This window comes from Pseudodesulfovibrio pelocollis (assembly GCF_030282845.1).
GTDB classification, from domain to species: domain Bacteria; phylum Desulfobacterota; class Desulfovibrionia; order Desulfovibrionales; family Desulfovibrionaceae; genus Pseudodesulfovibrio; species Pseudodesulfovibrio pelocollis.
In genome coordinates this window covers 89,958-103,406 of record NZ_JASTWE010000006.1, presented here as the reverse complement: position 1 = coordinate 103,406, position 13,449 = coordinate 89,958, and the positions used below count along the sequence as shown (strand labels likewise).

The 13,449-nt window shown below is 64.7% G+C and carries 12 protein-coding genes; 9 read left to right on the top strand and 3 right to left on the bottom strand.

The window, feature by feature from the left end:
• Positions 1–145 precede the first annotated feature (145 nt).
• The 7 genes from hemB to QQS14_RS03965 all read left to right on the top strand — a co-directional run bounded on the left by hemB (position 146) and on the right by QQS14_RS03965 (position 6,612).
• Positions 146–1,126 (top strand): porphobilinogen synthase, encoded by a 981-nt coding sequence (gene hemB, locus QQS14_RS03995; RefSeq protein ID WP_285905610.1) that lies wholly within the window; start codon positions 146–148, stop codon positions 1,124–1,126.
• A gap of 4 nt (positions 1,127–1,130) precedes the next feature.
• Positions 1,131–2,327 (top strand): heme b synthase, encoded by a 1,197-nt coding sequence (ahbD, locus tag QQS14_RS03990; protein WP_285905609.1) that lies wholly within the window; start codon positions 1,131–1,133, stop codon positions 2,325–2,327.
• Positions 2,328–2,582: 255 nt separating this feature from the next.
• Positions 2,583–3,032, top strand: coding sequence for a siroheme decarboxylase subunit alpha (gene ahbA / locus QQS14_RS03985; RefSeq protein WP_285905608.1), 450 nt, complete (start codon positions 2,583–2,585; stop codon positions 3,030–3,032).
• 26 nt (positions 3,033–3,058) lie between these two features.
• On the top strand, positions 3,059–3,394 hold the full coding sequence (locus QQS14_RS03980) for a hypothetical protein (RefSeq protein ID WP_285905607.1): 336 nt from the start codon (positions 3,059–3,061) through the stop codon (positions 3,392–3,394).
• 101 nt (positions 3,395–3,495) lie between these two features.
• Positions 3,496–4,146: a ribulose-phosphate 3-epimerase gene (rpe, locus tag QQS14_RS03975; protein ID WP_285905606.1), complete on the top strand. Its 651-nt coding sequence runs from the start codon at positions 3,496–3,498 to the stop codon at positions 4,144–4,146.
• A gap of 41 nt (positions 4,147–4,187) precedes the next feature.
• Positions 4,188–6,113 carry an ATP-binding cassette domain-containing protein gene (locus QQS14_RS03970; protein WP_285905605.1) on the top strand — a complete coding sequence of 642 codons (1,926 nt, stop codon included), beginning with the start codon at positions 4,188–4,190 and terminating at the stop codon, positions 6,111–6,113.
• Positions 6,114–6,120: 7 nt separating this feature from the next.
• Positions 6,121–6,612 carry a GNAT family N-acetyltransferase gene (locus QQS14_RS03965; RefSeq protein ID WP_285905604.1) on the top strand — a complete coding sequence of 164 codons (492 nt, stop codon included), beginning with the start codon at positions 6,121–6,123 and terminating at the stop codon, positions 6,610–6,612.
• Positions 6,613–6,621: 9 nt separating this feature from the next.
• Here the strand turns inward: QQS14_RS03965 and QQS14_RS03960 are convergent, their stop codons facing one another.
• The 3 genes from QQS14_RS03960 to QQS14_RS03950 form a co-directional block, all read right to left on the bottom strand.
• Complete coding sequence (locus QQS14_RS03960; protein WP_285905603.1) at positions 6,622–7,626, bottom strand: FkbM family methyltransferase; 1,005 nt, start codon at positions 7,624–7,626, stop codon at positions 6,622–6,624.
• A 163-nt stretch (positions 7,627–7,789) separates the two neighbouring features.
• Complete coding sequence (locus QQS14_RS03955; protein ID WP_285905602.1) at positions 7,790–10,819, bottom strand: proline dehydrogenase family protein; 3,030 nt, start codon at positions 10,817–10,819, stop codon at positions 7,790–7,792.
• Positions 10,820–10,840: 21 nt separating this feature from the next.
• The gene (locus QQS14_RS03950; protein WP_285905613.1) at positions 10,841–11,314 is read right to left on the bottom strand and encodes an Lrp/AsnC family transcriptional regulator; all 474 of its coding nucleotides are present in this window, start codon (positions 11,312–11,314) and stop codon (positions 10,841–10,843) included.
• A gap of 160 nt (positions 11,315–11,474) precedes the next feature.
• On the opposite strand from QQS14_RS03950, the gene QQS14_RS03945 reads away from it, so the two are divergent.
• Together QQS14_RS03945 and QQS14_RS03940 are read left to right on the top strand one after the other, a co-directional pair.
• Positions 11,475–12,632, top strand: coding sequence for an ABC transporter permease (locus tag QQS14_RS03945; RefSeq protein WP_285905601.1), 1,158 nt, complete (start codon positions 11,475–11,477; stop codon positions 12,630–12,632).
• A 15-nt stretch (positions 12,633–12,647) separates the two neighbouring features.
• A complete protein-coding gene (locus QQS14_RS03940; RefSeq protein ID WP_285905600.1) occupies positions 12,648–13,442 on the top strand; it encodes an ABC transporter ATP-binding protein in 795 nt (264 codons plus the stop codon).
• The last annotated feature ends 7 nt before the right edge of the window (positions 13,443–13,449 follow it).

Below are 13,449 nucleotides of genomic sequence, written 5' to 3'. Positions count from 1 at the left end.
CCCCCGGACCCCCATCCCCCTTTTTCCCAAACTTTTTGGGGCGCTTCGCGGGGGGGAGAGGGTCAGCATGATTCACGGAGTTGGCGGATGAGACGAGATCGGATACAAGAAATTCAGGATGAATGATTTTTTGCTGGAGAATGCCATGATTCCTTCGGATTTTCATCGTGGTCGCAGGCTGCGCTCCAGCCTGGCCCTGCGCGAAATGGTACGCGAGAACCAGGTCAGACCCCAGGACCTGATCATGCCTTACTTCGTGGTCGAGACCGACGACGAGTCCTTCATGAAGGAAATCTCGTCCATGCCCGGCCAGTATCAGCTCTCGCTCAGGCAACTGGAGCGGAAGGTGGGCGAGGCCGTAGCAAACGGCCTTCGGGCATGCATCCTCTTTGGCATCCCGGCGCAAAAGGACGAGACCGGCTCCCAGGCCTACGCCGACTCGGGCATCGTCCAGCAGGCCATCCGGCTGCTCAAGGACCGCTGGCCCCAGCTGATCGTGGTGGCCGACACCTGCCTGTGCGAGTACACCTCCCACGGTCACTGCGGGCTGGTCAAGAACGGCGAGGTGCTCAACGACCCGACGCTCAACCTGCTCGCCCGGGCCGCCGTGGCCCAGGCCCGCGCCGGGGCCGACATGGTCGCCCCGTCCGACATGATGGACGGCCGCGTGGCCGCCATCCGCGCCGCGCTCGACGAGGCGGGCTTTGTCAACACGCCCATCATGTCCTACGCGGTCAAGTTCGCCTCAGCCTTCTACGGCCCCTTCCGCGAGGCTGCGGAGTCCACCCCGCAGTTCGGCGACCGCAAGACCTATCAGATGGACCCGCCCAACGCGCGCGAGGCCATGCGCGAGGCCGCCGCCGACCTGGGCGAGGGCGCGGACATCATCATGGTCAAGCCCGGCCTGCCCTATCTCGATATCATCCGTCAGGTGCGCGATGCCTTTGACGCGCCCGTGGCCGCCTATCAGGTCAGCGGCGAATACGCCATGATCAAGGCCGCCGCCCTCAACGGCTGGATCGACGAACAAGCCGTGGTCATGGAATCCCTGGTGGCCTTCAAGCGCGCCGGGGCAGACCTCATCCTCACCTATTTTACCGAAGACGTGCTCAAGGCACTGAAATAACGACATGACCAAACAACAAGGACATCCCGGCGAACACCCCCACGCCATGGGCCATCCCGACTCCCATCCCGACTCCCATCCCGGCTCCCGGCCCGGCTCTCATCCGGGAGCGGAAACCGCGCCCAAGCGGGTGCTCGACGACGGCGTCACGCCCATCTGCCGCCTCATCGCCTGGGAGGTGACCCGCTCCTGCAACCTCGCCTGCAAGCACTGCCGGGCCGAGGCGCACCCCGAGCCCTACGAGGGCGAGCTGTCAACCGCCGAGGCCAAGGCACTTATCGACACCTTCCCGGCCGTGGGCAGCCCCATCATCATCTTCACCGGCGGCGAGCCCATGATGCGCCACGACGTGTACGAGCTCATCGCCTACGCCAAGACCAAGGGGTTGCGCTGCGTCATGGCCCCCAACGGCACGCTGATTACGCCCGAGACTGCAAAAATGATGAAGGAGGCGGGCATCGAGCGCTGCTCCATCTCCATCGACGCGCCCGAGGCGGCCCAGCACGACGAATTCCGGGGCGAAATCGGTGCCTTTGACGCCTCCATGCGTGGCATCCAGTACCTCAAGGACGCGGGCATCGAGTTCCAGATCAACACCACGGTGACCAAGAACAACCTCCACCTGTTCAAGGACATCTTCAATCTCTGCGAGCGAATCGGCGCATCCGCATGGCACATCTTCCTGCTCGTGCCCACGGGCCGGGCCGTGGAACTGGGCACCGAGGTCATCACCGCCACCGAGTACGAGGACGTGCTCAACTGGTTCTACGATTTCCGCAAGACCACGGACATGCAGCTCAAGGCCACCTGCGCCCCTCACTACCACCGCATCCTGCGCCAGCGGGCCAAGGAAGAAGGCATCCCTGTCACCTTCGAGACCTTCGGACTCGATGCCGTCAGCCGGGGCTGCCTGGGCGGCGTGGGCTTCTGCTTCATCTCCCATCGCGGCCAGGTGCAGCCCTGCGGCTACCTCGATCTCGACTGCGGCAATGTCCGCACCACCCCCTTCCCGGACATCTGGAAATCCTCGCCCCAGTTCCTCAACCTGCGCAACCCGGATGTCTACGAAGGCAAGTGCGGCCACTGCGAATACGAGCGCGTCTGCGGCGGCTGCCGCGCCCGCGCCCAGACCATGAACGGCCACTACCTGCGCGAAGAGCCTTTGTGCTCCTACGAGCCGAAGAAGAAGGCGAAGAATTAATGTCTCCTACGGCTGGGGGAAAACTGCATGGGCTACGCCGCCTGAAAGGTCAGTTGGGAAGAAAAGAACGGAGGGCGGCGTAGAGGGGCGCACGGTCTCGCGAAGTCACGCCGTCTCAATCAAGGGAAGAAGACGAAACGGCGCATACGACCTCTGCGGGTTGAACAAGCCGCCCAGCGCCGTTTCACACAAAAAGTTTTGGAGAGTCCAGAGAACCTTTTCCAAAAGGTTCTCTGGCCGCCGGAGGCTAACCCCATGGACACCTACGACAAGCAGATACTCGACATCATCCAGTCTCATTTCCCCCTGGTTTCGCGGCCTTATGACGAGGTCGGCAGGCAGGTGGGGCTGAGCGGGGACGAGGTGCTCGCGCGGGTTCACGCCCTGAAAAAATCCGGCGTGATCCGGCGCATGGGCGCCAATTTCAACTCGAACACCCTGGGCTGGCAGTCCACGCTGTGCGCGGCCTCGGTGCCCGAGGACAGGCTCGACGCCTTCGTGGCCGAGGTCAACAAGCACGACGGCGTGACCCACAACTACCTGCGCGAGAACGAGTTCAACGTCTGGTTCGCCCTCATCGCCCCGGACATGGACGCGGTGGAGGCCATCCTCGCCTCCATCACCGAGGCCACGGGCATCAAGGTGCTCAACCTGCCCGCCAGCCGACTGTTCAAGATCAAGGTCGATTTCAAGATGGACAAGTAGGCCCGACTCGGGCAATAGCGGAGAGCATGGACATCTTCATCAAGGCCCTGCTCCTCGGTACCGCCGCCGGAATCATCGACGTCATCCCGCTAGTCTTCCAGGGGGCGGGCTGGCACCTGTGCGTGGCCGCCCTGCTGCGCTGGATGGGCCTTGGCATCATCATCACCTATGCCCGCATGCCCGTTTCCGGCTGGTTCACCGGCCTTGTCATCGGCCTGCTCACGGGCATCCCCTTCACTGTCCTCGCCTCGGAGACCACGCCCTCGGCCACGGCCTCGCTGCTGCTCGCCTCCCTGGTCCTCGGCGGCCTGCTGGGCCTCGCCTCGGACAAACTCATCACCAGCCAGCCCCGCCACCGATAGCCCGGACCGCTGCCCGGCCGGAACAGGACGAAGGGCTTGCGCATCCGGTTCGGAGCGGGTACACCTCTCCCAGCAGACAATCCCTACCCGGAGCGAGCGAGATGATCCTTTCCCCATCCATGCTGTCCTCGGACTTCGCCAACATGGAATCCGAATTGACGGCCCTGAAAAAGGCGGGCCTGAAGTGGGTCCACCTGGACGTCATGGACGGCCAATTCGTGCCCAACATCACCTTTGGCCCGCCCATCATCAAGGCCATGCGCGCCAAATCCGACCTGTTCTTCGACTGCCACCTGATGATCAGCGAGCCGGGCCGCTACATCCGCGATTTTGCCGAGGCCGGAGCCGACCTCATCTGCGTCCACGCCGAGGCCTGCGACCACCTGGAGCGCGTCTGCTCCCAGATCGCCGAGGCCGGGGCCAAGCCCGCCGTGGCCCTCAATCCGCACACGCCGCTCGATGTCCTGCGCTATCTCATCCCCCAGCTTTCCATGGTCCTGATCATGTCCGTGAACCCGGGCTTCGGCGGCCAGACCTTCATCCCCTTCTGCATGAGCAAGGTCCGCGAACTCAAGGCCATGATCACCGCCGCCGGGAGCGACACCCTCATCCAGGTGGACGGCGGCGTGACGCTGGACAACGCCCGCGCCCTGGTCGAGGCGGGCGCGGATGTGCTGGTCTCGGGCTCGGCCTTCTTCGGCCACCCGCCCTACGATGCCCGGCACCGGGCCTTTCAGGACGCCTGCACCTAGCCGCCGCGGCCCGCGCAGACCATCTCACGGGCAGGACAATCATGGCCATCGTCAGCCTCCGCGACATCGTCGTCAACTTCACCGGCACGACCGTCCTTGACGGCGTGTCCCTGCAAATCGAGCCGGGCGAGCGCGTCTGCCTGCTGGGTCGCAACGGCGAGGGCAAGTCCACGCTGCTTTCGGTCATCGACGGCACGCTGGTTCCGGACACCGGAAACGTGGACTACGCCCGGGGCGCGCGGGTGGCCATGCTGCCCCAGGAGGTGCCCGGCGATCTCGACGGCCTGGTCTACGACATCGTGGCCCACGGGCTGGGCAAGGTAGGCGCGCACCTGAGCGCCTACCATCAGGCCGCGCACCGGCTGGGCACGGCCGACGGAGACCAGTCCGCCCTGGTGGCCCGGCTCGAACACGCCCAGAATGCCCTGGAAGAGGCCGGGGGCTGGCCCCACCACCAGACCATCCAGGCCGCGCTCTCGCACCTCAAGCTCGACGGCGACGCGCCCTTTGCCTCGCTTTCGGGCGGCATGAAGCGGCGCGCCCTGCTCGCCCGCGCCCTGGTCAGCCAGCCCGACCTGCTCATCCTCGACGAGCCCACCAACCACCTGGACATCGAATCCATCAACTGGCTTGAGGATTTCCTGCTGCGCCAGAACGCGGCGGTGCTCTTCGTCACCCACGACCGGGCCTTTCTCCGGCGGCTGGCCACGCGCATCGTGGAGCTGGACCGGGGCAACCTCTTCAACTGGGACTGCGACTACGCGACCTATGTGGCGCGCAAGGAGGCGGACCTGGAGGCCGAGGCCAAACAGAACCACAACTTCGACCGCAAGCTGGCCGAAGAGGAGACGTGGATTCGCCAGGGCATCAAGGCGCGGCGGACCCGCAACATGGGCCGGGTGCGCGAGTTGATCAAGCTGCGCGAGGAGCGGCGCGCCCGGCGCGAGCGCGGGGGCACGGCAAAGATGATCATCCAGGAGGCGGAGCGCACGGGCAAGCTGGTCATCGAGGCCACGGACCTGTGCTTCGGCTTCGACGACCAACCCCTGATCGGCGGATTCTCCACCACCATCATGCGCGGCGACAAGGTGGGACTGATCGGCCCCAACGGCGCGGGCAAGACCACCCTGCTCAAGCTCCTGCTGGGCGGGATCGAGCCACAGGCCGGAAGCGTGCGCCACGGGGTCAATCTCCAGGTGGTCTATTTCGACCAACTGCGCGGCCAGCTGGACGAGAGCAAATCGGCCCGCGACAACGTGGCCGACGGCAACGACTTCATCGACATCGGCGGCCGCAACAAGCACGTCATGGGCTATCTCAAGGATTTTCTCTTCCCGCCCGACCGGGCCAGGGTACCGGTCTCGGTGCTTTCGGGCGGCGAGCGCAACAGGCTGCTGCTGGCCAAGCTCTTCATGCGCCCCTCCAACGTGCTGGTCATGGACGAGCCCACCAACGACCTGGACGCCGAGACCCTGGACCTGCTCGAAGAGCTGCTCATGGACTACCCGGGCACCCTGTTGCTGGTCAGCCACGACCGCGAATTTCTCAACAACGTGGTCACCTCGACCATCGCCTTTGAGGGCCAGGGCGTGGTGGCCGAGTATGTGGGCGGCTACGACGACTGGCTGCGGCAGCGGCCCCAAACACCCGCCGAACCGGCCAGGGCCTGCCGGGCCAAGGCGACACCGGCCCGCCCCGAGGCCAGAAAAAAACTGAGCTACAAGGACAAGTTCGAACTTGAGCGAAAGCGCGAGGCCCTGAAAAGCCTGCCCACCCGCATAGAGGCGCTGGAATCCGAACAGACAGCGCTCCAGGCGAGGATGTCGGAACCGGACTACTACAAAACACCGGGCGAAACCATGGCCGCCGACCAGGCGCGGCTGGAAGCCATTGAACAGGAGCTGGAAAATGCGTATGGCACTTGGGAAGAACTCGAAGCCGCCCTTGAGGGCGCCGAACTGGACTGACAAGCCCATGGAAAACATCACCATACGGATGGTCGAGCCCGACGACCTGACCGCCTGCCACACCATTGAGGCACGCTCGTTCCCACCGCTTGAAGCGGCCTGGACCTCGGCCCTGCGCACCCGCATCGAGACCTATCCCGAGGGCTACCTCGTGGCCGAACTGGAGAACCGGGTGGTGGGCCAGATCAACAGCGGCTCCACCAGCAAGGACGACATCTCGGACGCGGAATTCAAGCAACTGGTGGGCCACGACCCTGACGGCGAGAACATCGTCATCTTCTCCCTGTCGGTGCTGCCCGAGTACCGCAACCGGGGCATCGCCACCCGGCTGCTGGACGGCTTCGTCAACCACGCCCGGGATATGGGCAAGCACAAGGTTCTGCTCCTGTGCAAGGAAGACCTTGTGCCCTACTACCAGCGCAGGGGTTTCGCGCACGGCGGCCTGTCCGCCTCCACCCACGGCGGGGCTGTCTGGCACAGCATGAGCCTGGCCCTGTAAGCCGTCCGCCTAGCCCACCGCGTAGAGGACCGAATCGTTAAGCCCCTTCGGGTCGTAATGGCGCATGTAGTACCGATACCCGGGGTGCAGTTCGGCGACCATGTCCATCAGCTGGTACATGTCTTCCGGCCGATGGTAGGCACTCAGCGCCAGCTTGGGCCGGAAGCGGCGGATGGTTTCGGCCGCGCCTTCGATGGCCTGCTGCTCCGCGCCCTCGATGTCCATCTTGACGAAATCGACCCTCTCAAGCCCCTGCTCGCGCACGAAATCGTCCAGGCGAATTCCCGGAACCGGGTTGCCGGCCCCGCCGATGCATGAGCTTCCCCGGTTGGCCGAGATACACAGGTCTTCGTTCCTGTTCCAGGCGGCGTTGAAATGCGCGGTCACGTTGTGGCAGCCGAAGCGGGCGAGATTTTCCTTCAGGGTCTCGAACTGGGGCCTCAGGGCCTCGATGGAATAGACCCTTCCGCCATCCCCCACCAGCCTGGAAAAGGCCACGGCCGAGTCTCCGAGAAACGCGCCCACGTCGAGCACCATATCTCCCGGATCGGGCATGCAGATGTCGCGCAGCAGATATTGCCCAGACTTGAACCCCTTGCAAAAGGCCTCCTCCCGCTCCCCGATGGACAGCGAGCCGACGCCCGGCGGCTGGGGGGCGGGATACACGTCCTCCCAGCGCATGACAAAGGGCATGGCCAGCCTGACCTTGAGCCGCCACAGGAAAACCAGACGGGATTCCTCGTCCTCCAGCCGCTCGAAGGCGGCCTCGTAGGGGGCAGGATCGTTGAGCAGGGGCCAGAAGGACCGACTCAGCTCCAGGCCAAAACACCCCTCGGCCCGATCCCATTCCTTGAAGGTGGAACGCTCGAACATGAAGGCGAGCCGCTTCCACAGGGAACCGCGCTGCCGGGAGGCCCAGCGCCACAGCGGCTTCCTCTTGCTGTCGTAGCCGTGCCTCGGGGTCCGCTCTTCGAGAGCGGCCGCCACCTCGCCGAACAAGTCCTGGATTTTCACGGAGCCTCGCTGTGTCTTGGTTGGATTGTCGCCTGTTGGATACCGGAAAGGCTTGCTGCCCGTCAATGCGCGATGCCGCACGGGTGCCCTCTTGACTGGCGCGAGAAAGAAGGCCCGGCGAACATCATGCGCCGGGCCTTTGCAATTCAACGGGTTACTGCAATCAGCTCAACCAGTCGTCGTCCTCCTCAATGGGGGCAAAGCCCCGGCGCATGGTGTTTTCGCAGACCAGACGCGGATCGAGGAACTGGAGCAGGTAGTCCGGCCCGCCGGACTTGGAGCCGACGCCGGACATCTTGAAGCCGCCAAATGCGTGGCGCTCCACCAGCGCGCCCACGCTGGGCTTGTTCAGGTAGAGATTGCCCACGCGGAATTCCCGGGAGGCGCGTTCCAAATTGGCCGGGCTGCGCGAGTAGATGGCCCCGGTCAGGGCAAAGCGGGTGGAATTGGCGATGGCAAGGGCCTCGTCCATGTCACGGGCGCGCATCACAGCCAGGACCGGGCCGAAGACCTCTTCCTGGGCGAGGCGGTGATCGCGGGTGATGCCATCCACGATGGTCAGGGGCACGTAGCAGCCGCCGCCCGCCTTGACCTCGTCCGGCACCTCGCGCCGGACCAGCACGCGGCCCTCCTGCTCGGCTATGCCGACATAGCGCATGACGTTCTTCTGGGCGCTCTTGTCCACCACCGGTCCCATGTAATTGGCCGGGTTCTCGGCCGGGCCGAGCTTGACGGAGTTGGCCGCCTCGGCCAGCCGGGCCGTGAATTTGTCGTAGATGGCGTCGAGCACGATGACCCGCGAGCAGGCCGAGCACTTCTGGCCCTGGAAGCCGAAGGCCGCGTAGAGCACGCCGAGCACGGCCTCGTCGAGGTCGGCATCGTCGTCGATGATGGTGGCATTCTTGCCGCCCATCTCGGCGATGACCCGCTTGCACTGCTGCTGCCCGGGATGCACCTTGGCGGCGCGCTCCTGGATGCGCAGGCCCACTTCCATGGAGCCGGTGAAGGCGATGACCGACACGGCCGGGTGGTCCACCAGATGGTCGCCGATGACCGAGCCGCGCCCGGGGGTGTAGTTGAACACGCCGTCAGGCAGCCCGGCGGCCCGCCACATCTCCACCAAACCGCGGCCGATGCAGGAGGAACTGCCCGCGGGCTTGTAGACCACCGGGCAGCCGCAGACGATGGCCGCCGAGACCATGCCCACGGAAATGGCCAGGGGGAAGTTCCACGGCGCGATGACCGCGGCCACGCCCTTGCCCTGGTAGAAGAGATGGCTCATCTCGCCCGGAGCCTGCCCCATGCGCCTCGGCTTGCCAAGGCGGATCATCTCGCGGGCGTAGTATTCGAGGAAGTCGATGGCCTCGGCCACGTCGGCGTGGGCCTGATCCCACTGCTTGCCCACTTCGAGCACTTGCAGGGCGCTGAAATCGTGGATGTTGTCCTTGAGATGCTGCGCGGCGCGCAGGAGCACGGCGGCGCGCCCATCGGGCGCCACGTCGCGCCAGGTGAGATAGGCGGTGGAGGCGGCCTCGATGGCCTGGTCCACCTCGGTCACGCCCGCCTGGCAGACGCGGCCGATGATCTCGTCGGGATCGGCCGGGTTGTATGATTCGAGGATGTCGCCGGTCTCCACGTCGCGGCCGTTGATGAAGAGGGGCACCGTGGTGCCGACTGCGGCGCGCACCCGCTCGATGGCTGCCGGAAAGGCCAGCCGCTCGGCCTCGATGGTGAAGTCCGCGGCCGGGAAGTTGCGGAACCGGCCGATGCCTTCCTTATCTTCCCTGTCGGGTGCGGCGGTCCTGCACTTGGCCTCCAGCTGGCGGCGCAGGGTGATTTCCGGGTTTTCCAGCAGCCTGTCCATGTCCGCCTCATCGGCAAAGGTCTGCTTGAGGAACGACTCGTTGGCCGTATTTTCGAGCAGGCGACGCACCAGATAGGCCATGCCGGGCAGCAGGTCGCCATAAGGGCAGTAGAGGCGCACCCGCCGGGCCACGTTCTTCAGCCCCTTGCGCACGGGCTCGGCCATGCCGTAGAGCACCTGGAACTCGTAGCGCTCCTCGGGCACCTCCAGGGCCGAGGCCAGTTCCATGACCGCCGAGATGGTGCGGATGTTGTGCGATGCGCAGGCAAAGTGGCAGATGTCGCTGTTTTCGAGGATGGTCCTTGAGACGCGCTCAAAGGCGGCGTCGGACTCGGGCTTGTGGGTCCACACGGGCACGGGCCAGCCGTTCTGCTTGGCCATGACCGTTTCATAGTCCCAGTAGGCGCCCTTGACCAGCCGGATGGAGACCGGCAGCGCGGCCTCGCGCGCCCAGGCCAGAAAGTCGCTCACGTCCGAGTCCACGCTGCGCAGATAGGTCTGGAAGACGATGCCCAGGTGCGGATAGTCGGGGTATTTGGTGCGCAGGCGCTTGTACAGCTCCACCGTGGCATCCTTGTACTTGAGCTGCTCCATGTCGATGCACAGGAACCCGCCCATGTCCATGACCTTGCGATACACCGGCTCGATATTGGCGAGCATGCCCTCGGTGGTGCCGTCCAGGTCCACGGGCTTGGACTGAGAGTAGAAGGCCGAGGGCTTGACCGCCACATTGACCCGGGGGGCGTGGCCCCAGTCGAGGTCGCCTTTGCCGCCGTCCAGGGCGGGCCACTTGTCCAGTTCCTTGTGGATGGCGTCGAGCACTTCCAGGTAACCGTCGCGGTAGGCCCCGGACTCGGCCTCGCTGACCGTGGCCTCGCCAAGCAGGTCGATGACAAAGGAGAAGCCGTCCTTGCGCAGCTTGCGGATGCCCTTGACAGCCTCCTTGGCCGTCTGGCCGATGATGAACTGGCGGGCCATGGACTCGATGTTGGAGCGGATGGTCATGTTGAGCACCTTGGCCACCAGACCGCCGCCCAGCTTGGTCTTGGTCGCGCCCCACTTGAGCACATCCGGGATGTTGGAGTCGTCGCCCGCGAAATATTCCTCGATATGACGCGACAGCGATTCCGAGGTGTTCAGATACGGCAGCACATCGACGAAGCGGAACATCTGGACCTTGAAGTCCTCGTTCTTCATGGCCCAGTCCATGACCTTGCCGGTCCACCAGCCCTTGTTGAAGACCGAGGGGGACTCGCCGGAGATGGACGCGAAGAACTCCCGGCCCCGAGCGATGATCCTCGGGTCCAGGGAGGAAATGTCGATAGTCATCAAAGACTCCTTGAATAAAGGCTATTCGTCGTTTGCCGGGAGCGGAATCACCCGGGACTCCTTGACCGTGGTCAGGACGATGGTCGAATTGGTGTCGCGCACGGCCCCGATGGTGCCGAATTTGGCCAGGGTGGCCTGGAGCGCCTCGGTGTCCTCCACCCGGACCTTGACCAGATAGGAGTCCCGCCCGGCCGTGTAGTGGACCTCCAGCACCTCGGGCAGCCGGGCGAGCTTCACGCCCACCTCGGTGGCTCCCACTCCCTCCTCGACGCGGATGGAGGTGAAGGCTGTCAGGCCGCGCCCGAGCTTCTTGTGATCCACGATGCACTCGTAGCCCTTGATGACCCCGCTCTTGCGCAGCTTGCGCACGCGCTCAAGCACGGCAGACGGGGCCTTGCCTACCTTGCGGGCGATTTCCGCATTGGAGACCTTGCCGTCCTCCTGAAGTATATTCAGGATTCTTAGATCGAGATCGTCAATTTTTCTGTTATTCATAGTCAAAAAAAATAATGTTCTTTCCTGATCCTGTCAAGAGGTTGCCGGGCGTGGCGGAGGGGAAAAACAGGTCGCCCTTTTCATTTTGAAAAAGCTCATATATCTTCTGCTTTCCACCAACAGGGCCGACAGCCCGATCCAGACAGACAGGAAACCAACCGTGACGCATCATCCGCTGCCCAAGGACCATCCGGGAGCCTCGGTCCTCGCCGACCAGGACGGCGGTTCGTTGCGCCTGATGGTCCGGGGCAGGCTCGATGCGCCGGGCACGGCCCATGTCTGGGACGAAGCGGCCGCAGCGGCCCACGTTGCGGCCGGAAACCTGCAAGGCCGGGACCTGCCGGCCGACTGCTCGGCCATCGAATACATGGACGGTTCGGGCGTGGCCCTGCTGCTCAAGCTGCGCGAAGTGGTCGCTGCCCAGGGGGCGACCCTGGCCCTGACCGGACTCAGCCCGCAGCACAGCCAGCTCATTGACCTGACCTGGCACTGCCCGGACCAGCTCGATTCCCTCATCCCCGAGCGGCGAGGGTTGGCCCACCGCGTGGGCATGGCCGCCAGCGAGACCCTGGTCGCGACACGGGAGATGGTGTCCTTTGTGGGCGAGGCCTCGGTCATCATCGCCGGGGTCATCCGCCACCCCTCGCGAGTCCGCTGGAAGGACGTCCTGCTCTCCTGCGTCCAGGTGGGTGTGGACTCCCTGTTCATCATCACCCTCATCGGCTTCCTGATGGGGTTGATCATGTCGTTTCAGTCGGCCATCAGTTTGCAGCGGTTCGGCGGCGAGATATTCGTGCCCAACATGCTCGGGCTGGTCATGTTCCGCGAGATGGGGCCGCTGGTCACGGCCATATTGCTGGCCGCGCGCTCGGGCTCCGCCTTTGCGGCCGAGATCGGCACCATGAAGATCAACGAGGAGCTTGACGCCCTGACCACCATGGGCCTCTCGCCCATGCGCTTTCTGGTGGTGCCCAAGCTGCTCTCGGCCCTGGCCATGGTCCCGTTGATGACCATCTTCTTCAATCTGGCCAGCCTTGTGGGCGGGGCGCTGGTCATGCTCTCCCTGGGCTATCCGCTCGTGACCTTCACCTCCCGGGTCTTCAAATACGTCCACTACAGCGACTTTTTCGGGGGCATGGCCAAGGCCCTGGTCTTTGCCGTGCTGGTGGCCGGGGTGGGCTGCCTGCGCGGCATGCAGACCCGCAGCGGGGCGAGCGCGGTAGGGCTCTCCACCACCAGCGCGGTGGTCTCGGGCATCATCTTCATCGCCTTTGCCGACGGCCTCTTTGCCGTGGCCTTCTACTACCTCAAGATATAGGCAGCGAGGAGACCCATGACCGCCGTCCACCCCATCATCAGCGTACGCAACCTCACCTGCGGCTACGACGACACCATAGTGGTGGAAAACGTCAGCTTCGACATCATGCCCGGCGAGGTCTTCATCATCCTCGGCGGCTCGGGCTGCGGCAAGAGCACATTGCTCAAGAACATGATCGGGCTCTATGAACCCATGGCCGGTCAGGTGCTCATCGACGGCCGGGACCTGGTGACCGCCAGCGGCCGCGAGCGCGACGAGATCATCCGCAGATTCGGCGTCATGTACCAGATGGGCGCGCTCTTCGGCTCCATGTCGCTGCTGCAGAACGTCATGCTTCCCCTGGAGGAGTTCACGGACCTGCCGCGCGAGGCCATGACCATGATCGCCCGCTCCAAGCTGGCCATGGTCAACCTGGAAAAGGCGCTCTACAAGATGCCTGCGGCCCTGAGCGGCGGCATGAGGAAGCGCGCGGCCATCGCCAGAGCCATGGCCCTTGATCCCACCATCCTCTTCCTCGACGAGCCCGGGGCTGGGCTGGACCCCATCTCCTCGGCCGAGCTTGACGAGCTGGTGCTCAGCCTGTCGCGGGCGCTGGGCATCACCTTTGTCATCGTCACCCACGAACTGGAGAGCATTTACAAAACAGCCGATCGGGTTATCATGCTGGACAAGGACGTCAGGACCATCGTCGCCCAGGGCGACCCCAGGGTGCTGCGCGACACGTCGGAAAACATCTACGTCAAGCGGTTCTTCCACCGCATGCCCTCACAAGACGCAGGCACCCCCCGGGTTGACTGCGCCGCCGAATAAGGACAGC

What these genes read in the sequence shown, in the direction of transcription:
- rpe (WP_285905606.1), top strand. Translation starts at nt 3,496, where the DNA reads ATGATCCTTTCCCCATCCATGCTGTCCTCGGACTTCGCCAACATGGAA.
- QQS14_RS03965 (WP_285905604.1), top strand. Translation starts at nt 6,121, where the DNA reads ATGGAAAACATCACCATACGGATGGTCGAGCCCGACGACCTGACCGCC.
- hemB (WP_285905610.1), top strand. Translation starts at nt 146, where the DNA reads ATGATTCCTTCGGATTTTCATCGTGGTCGCAGGCTGCGCTCCAGCCTG.
- QQS14_RS03970 (WP_285905605.1), top strand. Translation starts at nt 4,188, where the DNA reads ATGGCCATCGTCAGCCTCCGCGACATCGTCGTCAACTTCACCGGCACG.
- ahbA (WP_285905608.1), top strand. Translation starts at nt 2,583, where the DNA reads ATGGACACCTACGACAAGCAGATACTCGACATCATCCAGTCTCATTTC.
- QQS14_RS03940 (WP_285905600.1), top strand. Translation starts at nt 12,648, where the DNA reads ATGACCGCCGTCCACCCCATCATCAGCGTACGCAACCTCACCTGCGGC.
- ahbD (WP_285905609.1), top strand. Translation starts at nt 1,131, where the DNA reads ATGACCAAACAACAAGGACATCCCGGCGAACACCCCCACGCCATGGGC.
- QQS14_RS03980 (WP_285905607.1), top strand. Translation starts at nt 3,059, where the DNA reads ATGGACATCTTCATCAAGGCCCTGCTCCTCGGTACCGCCGCCGGAATC.
- QQS14_RS03955 (WP_285905602.1), bottom strand. Translation starts at nt 10,819, where the DNA reads ATGACTATCGACATTTCCTCCCTGGACCCGAGGATCATCGCTCGGGGC.
- QQS14_RS03950 (WP_285905613.1), bottom strand. Translation starts at nt 11,314, where the DNA reads ATGAATAACAGAAAAATTGACGATCTCGATCTAAGAATCCTGAATATA.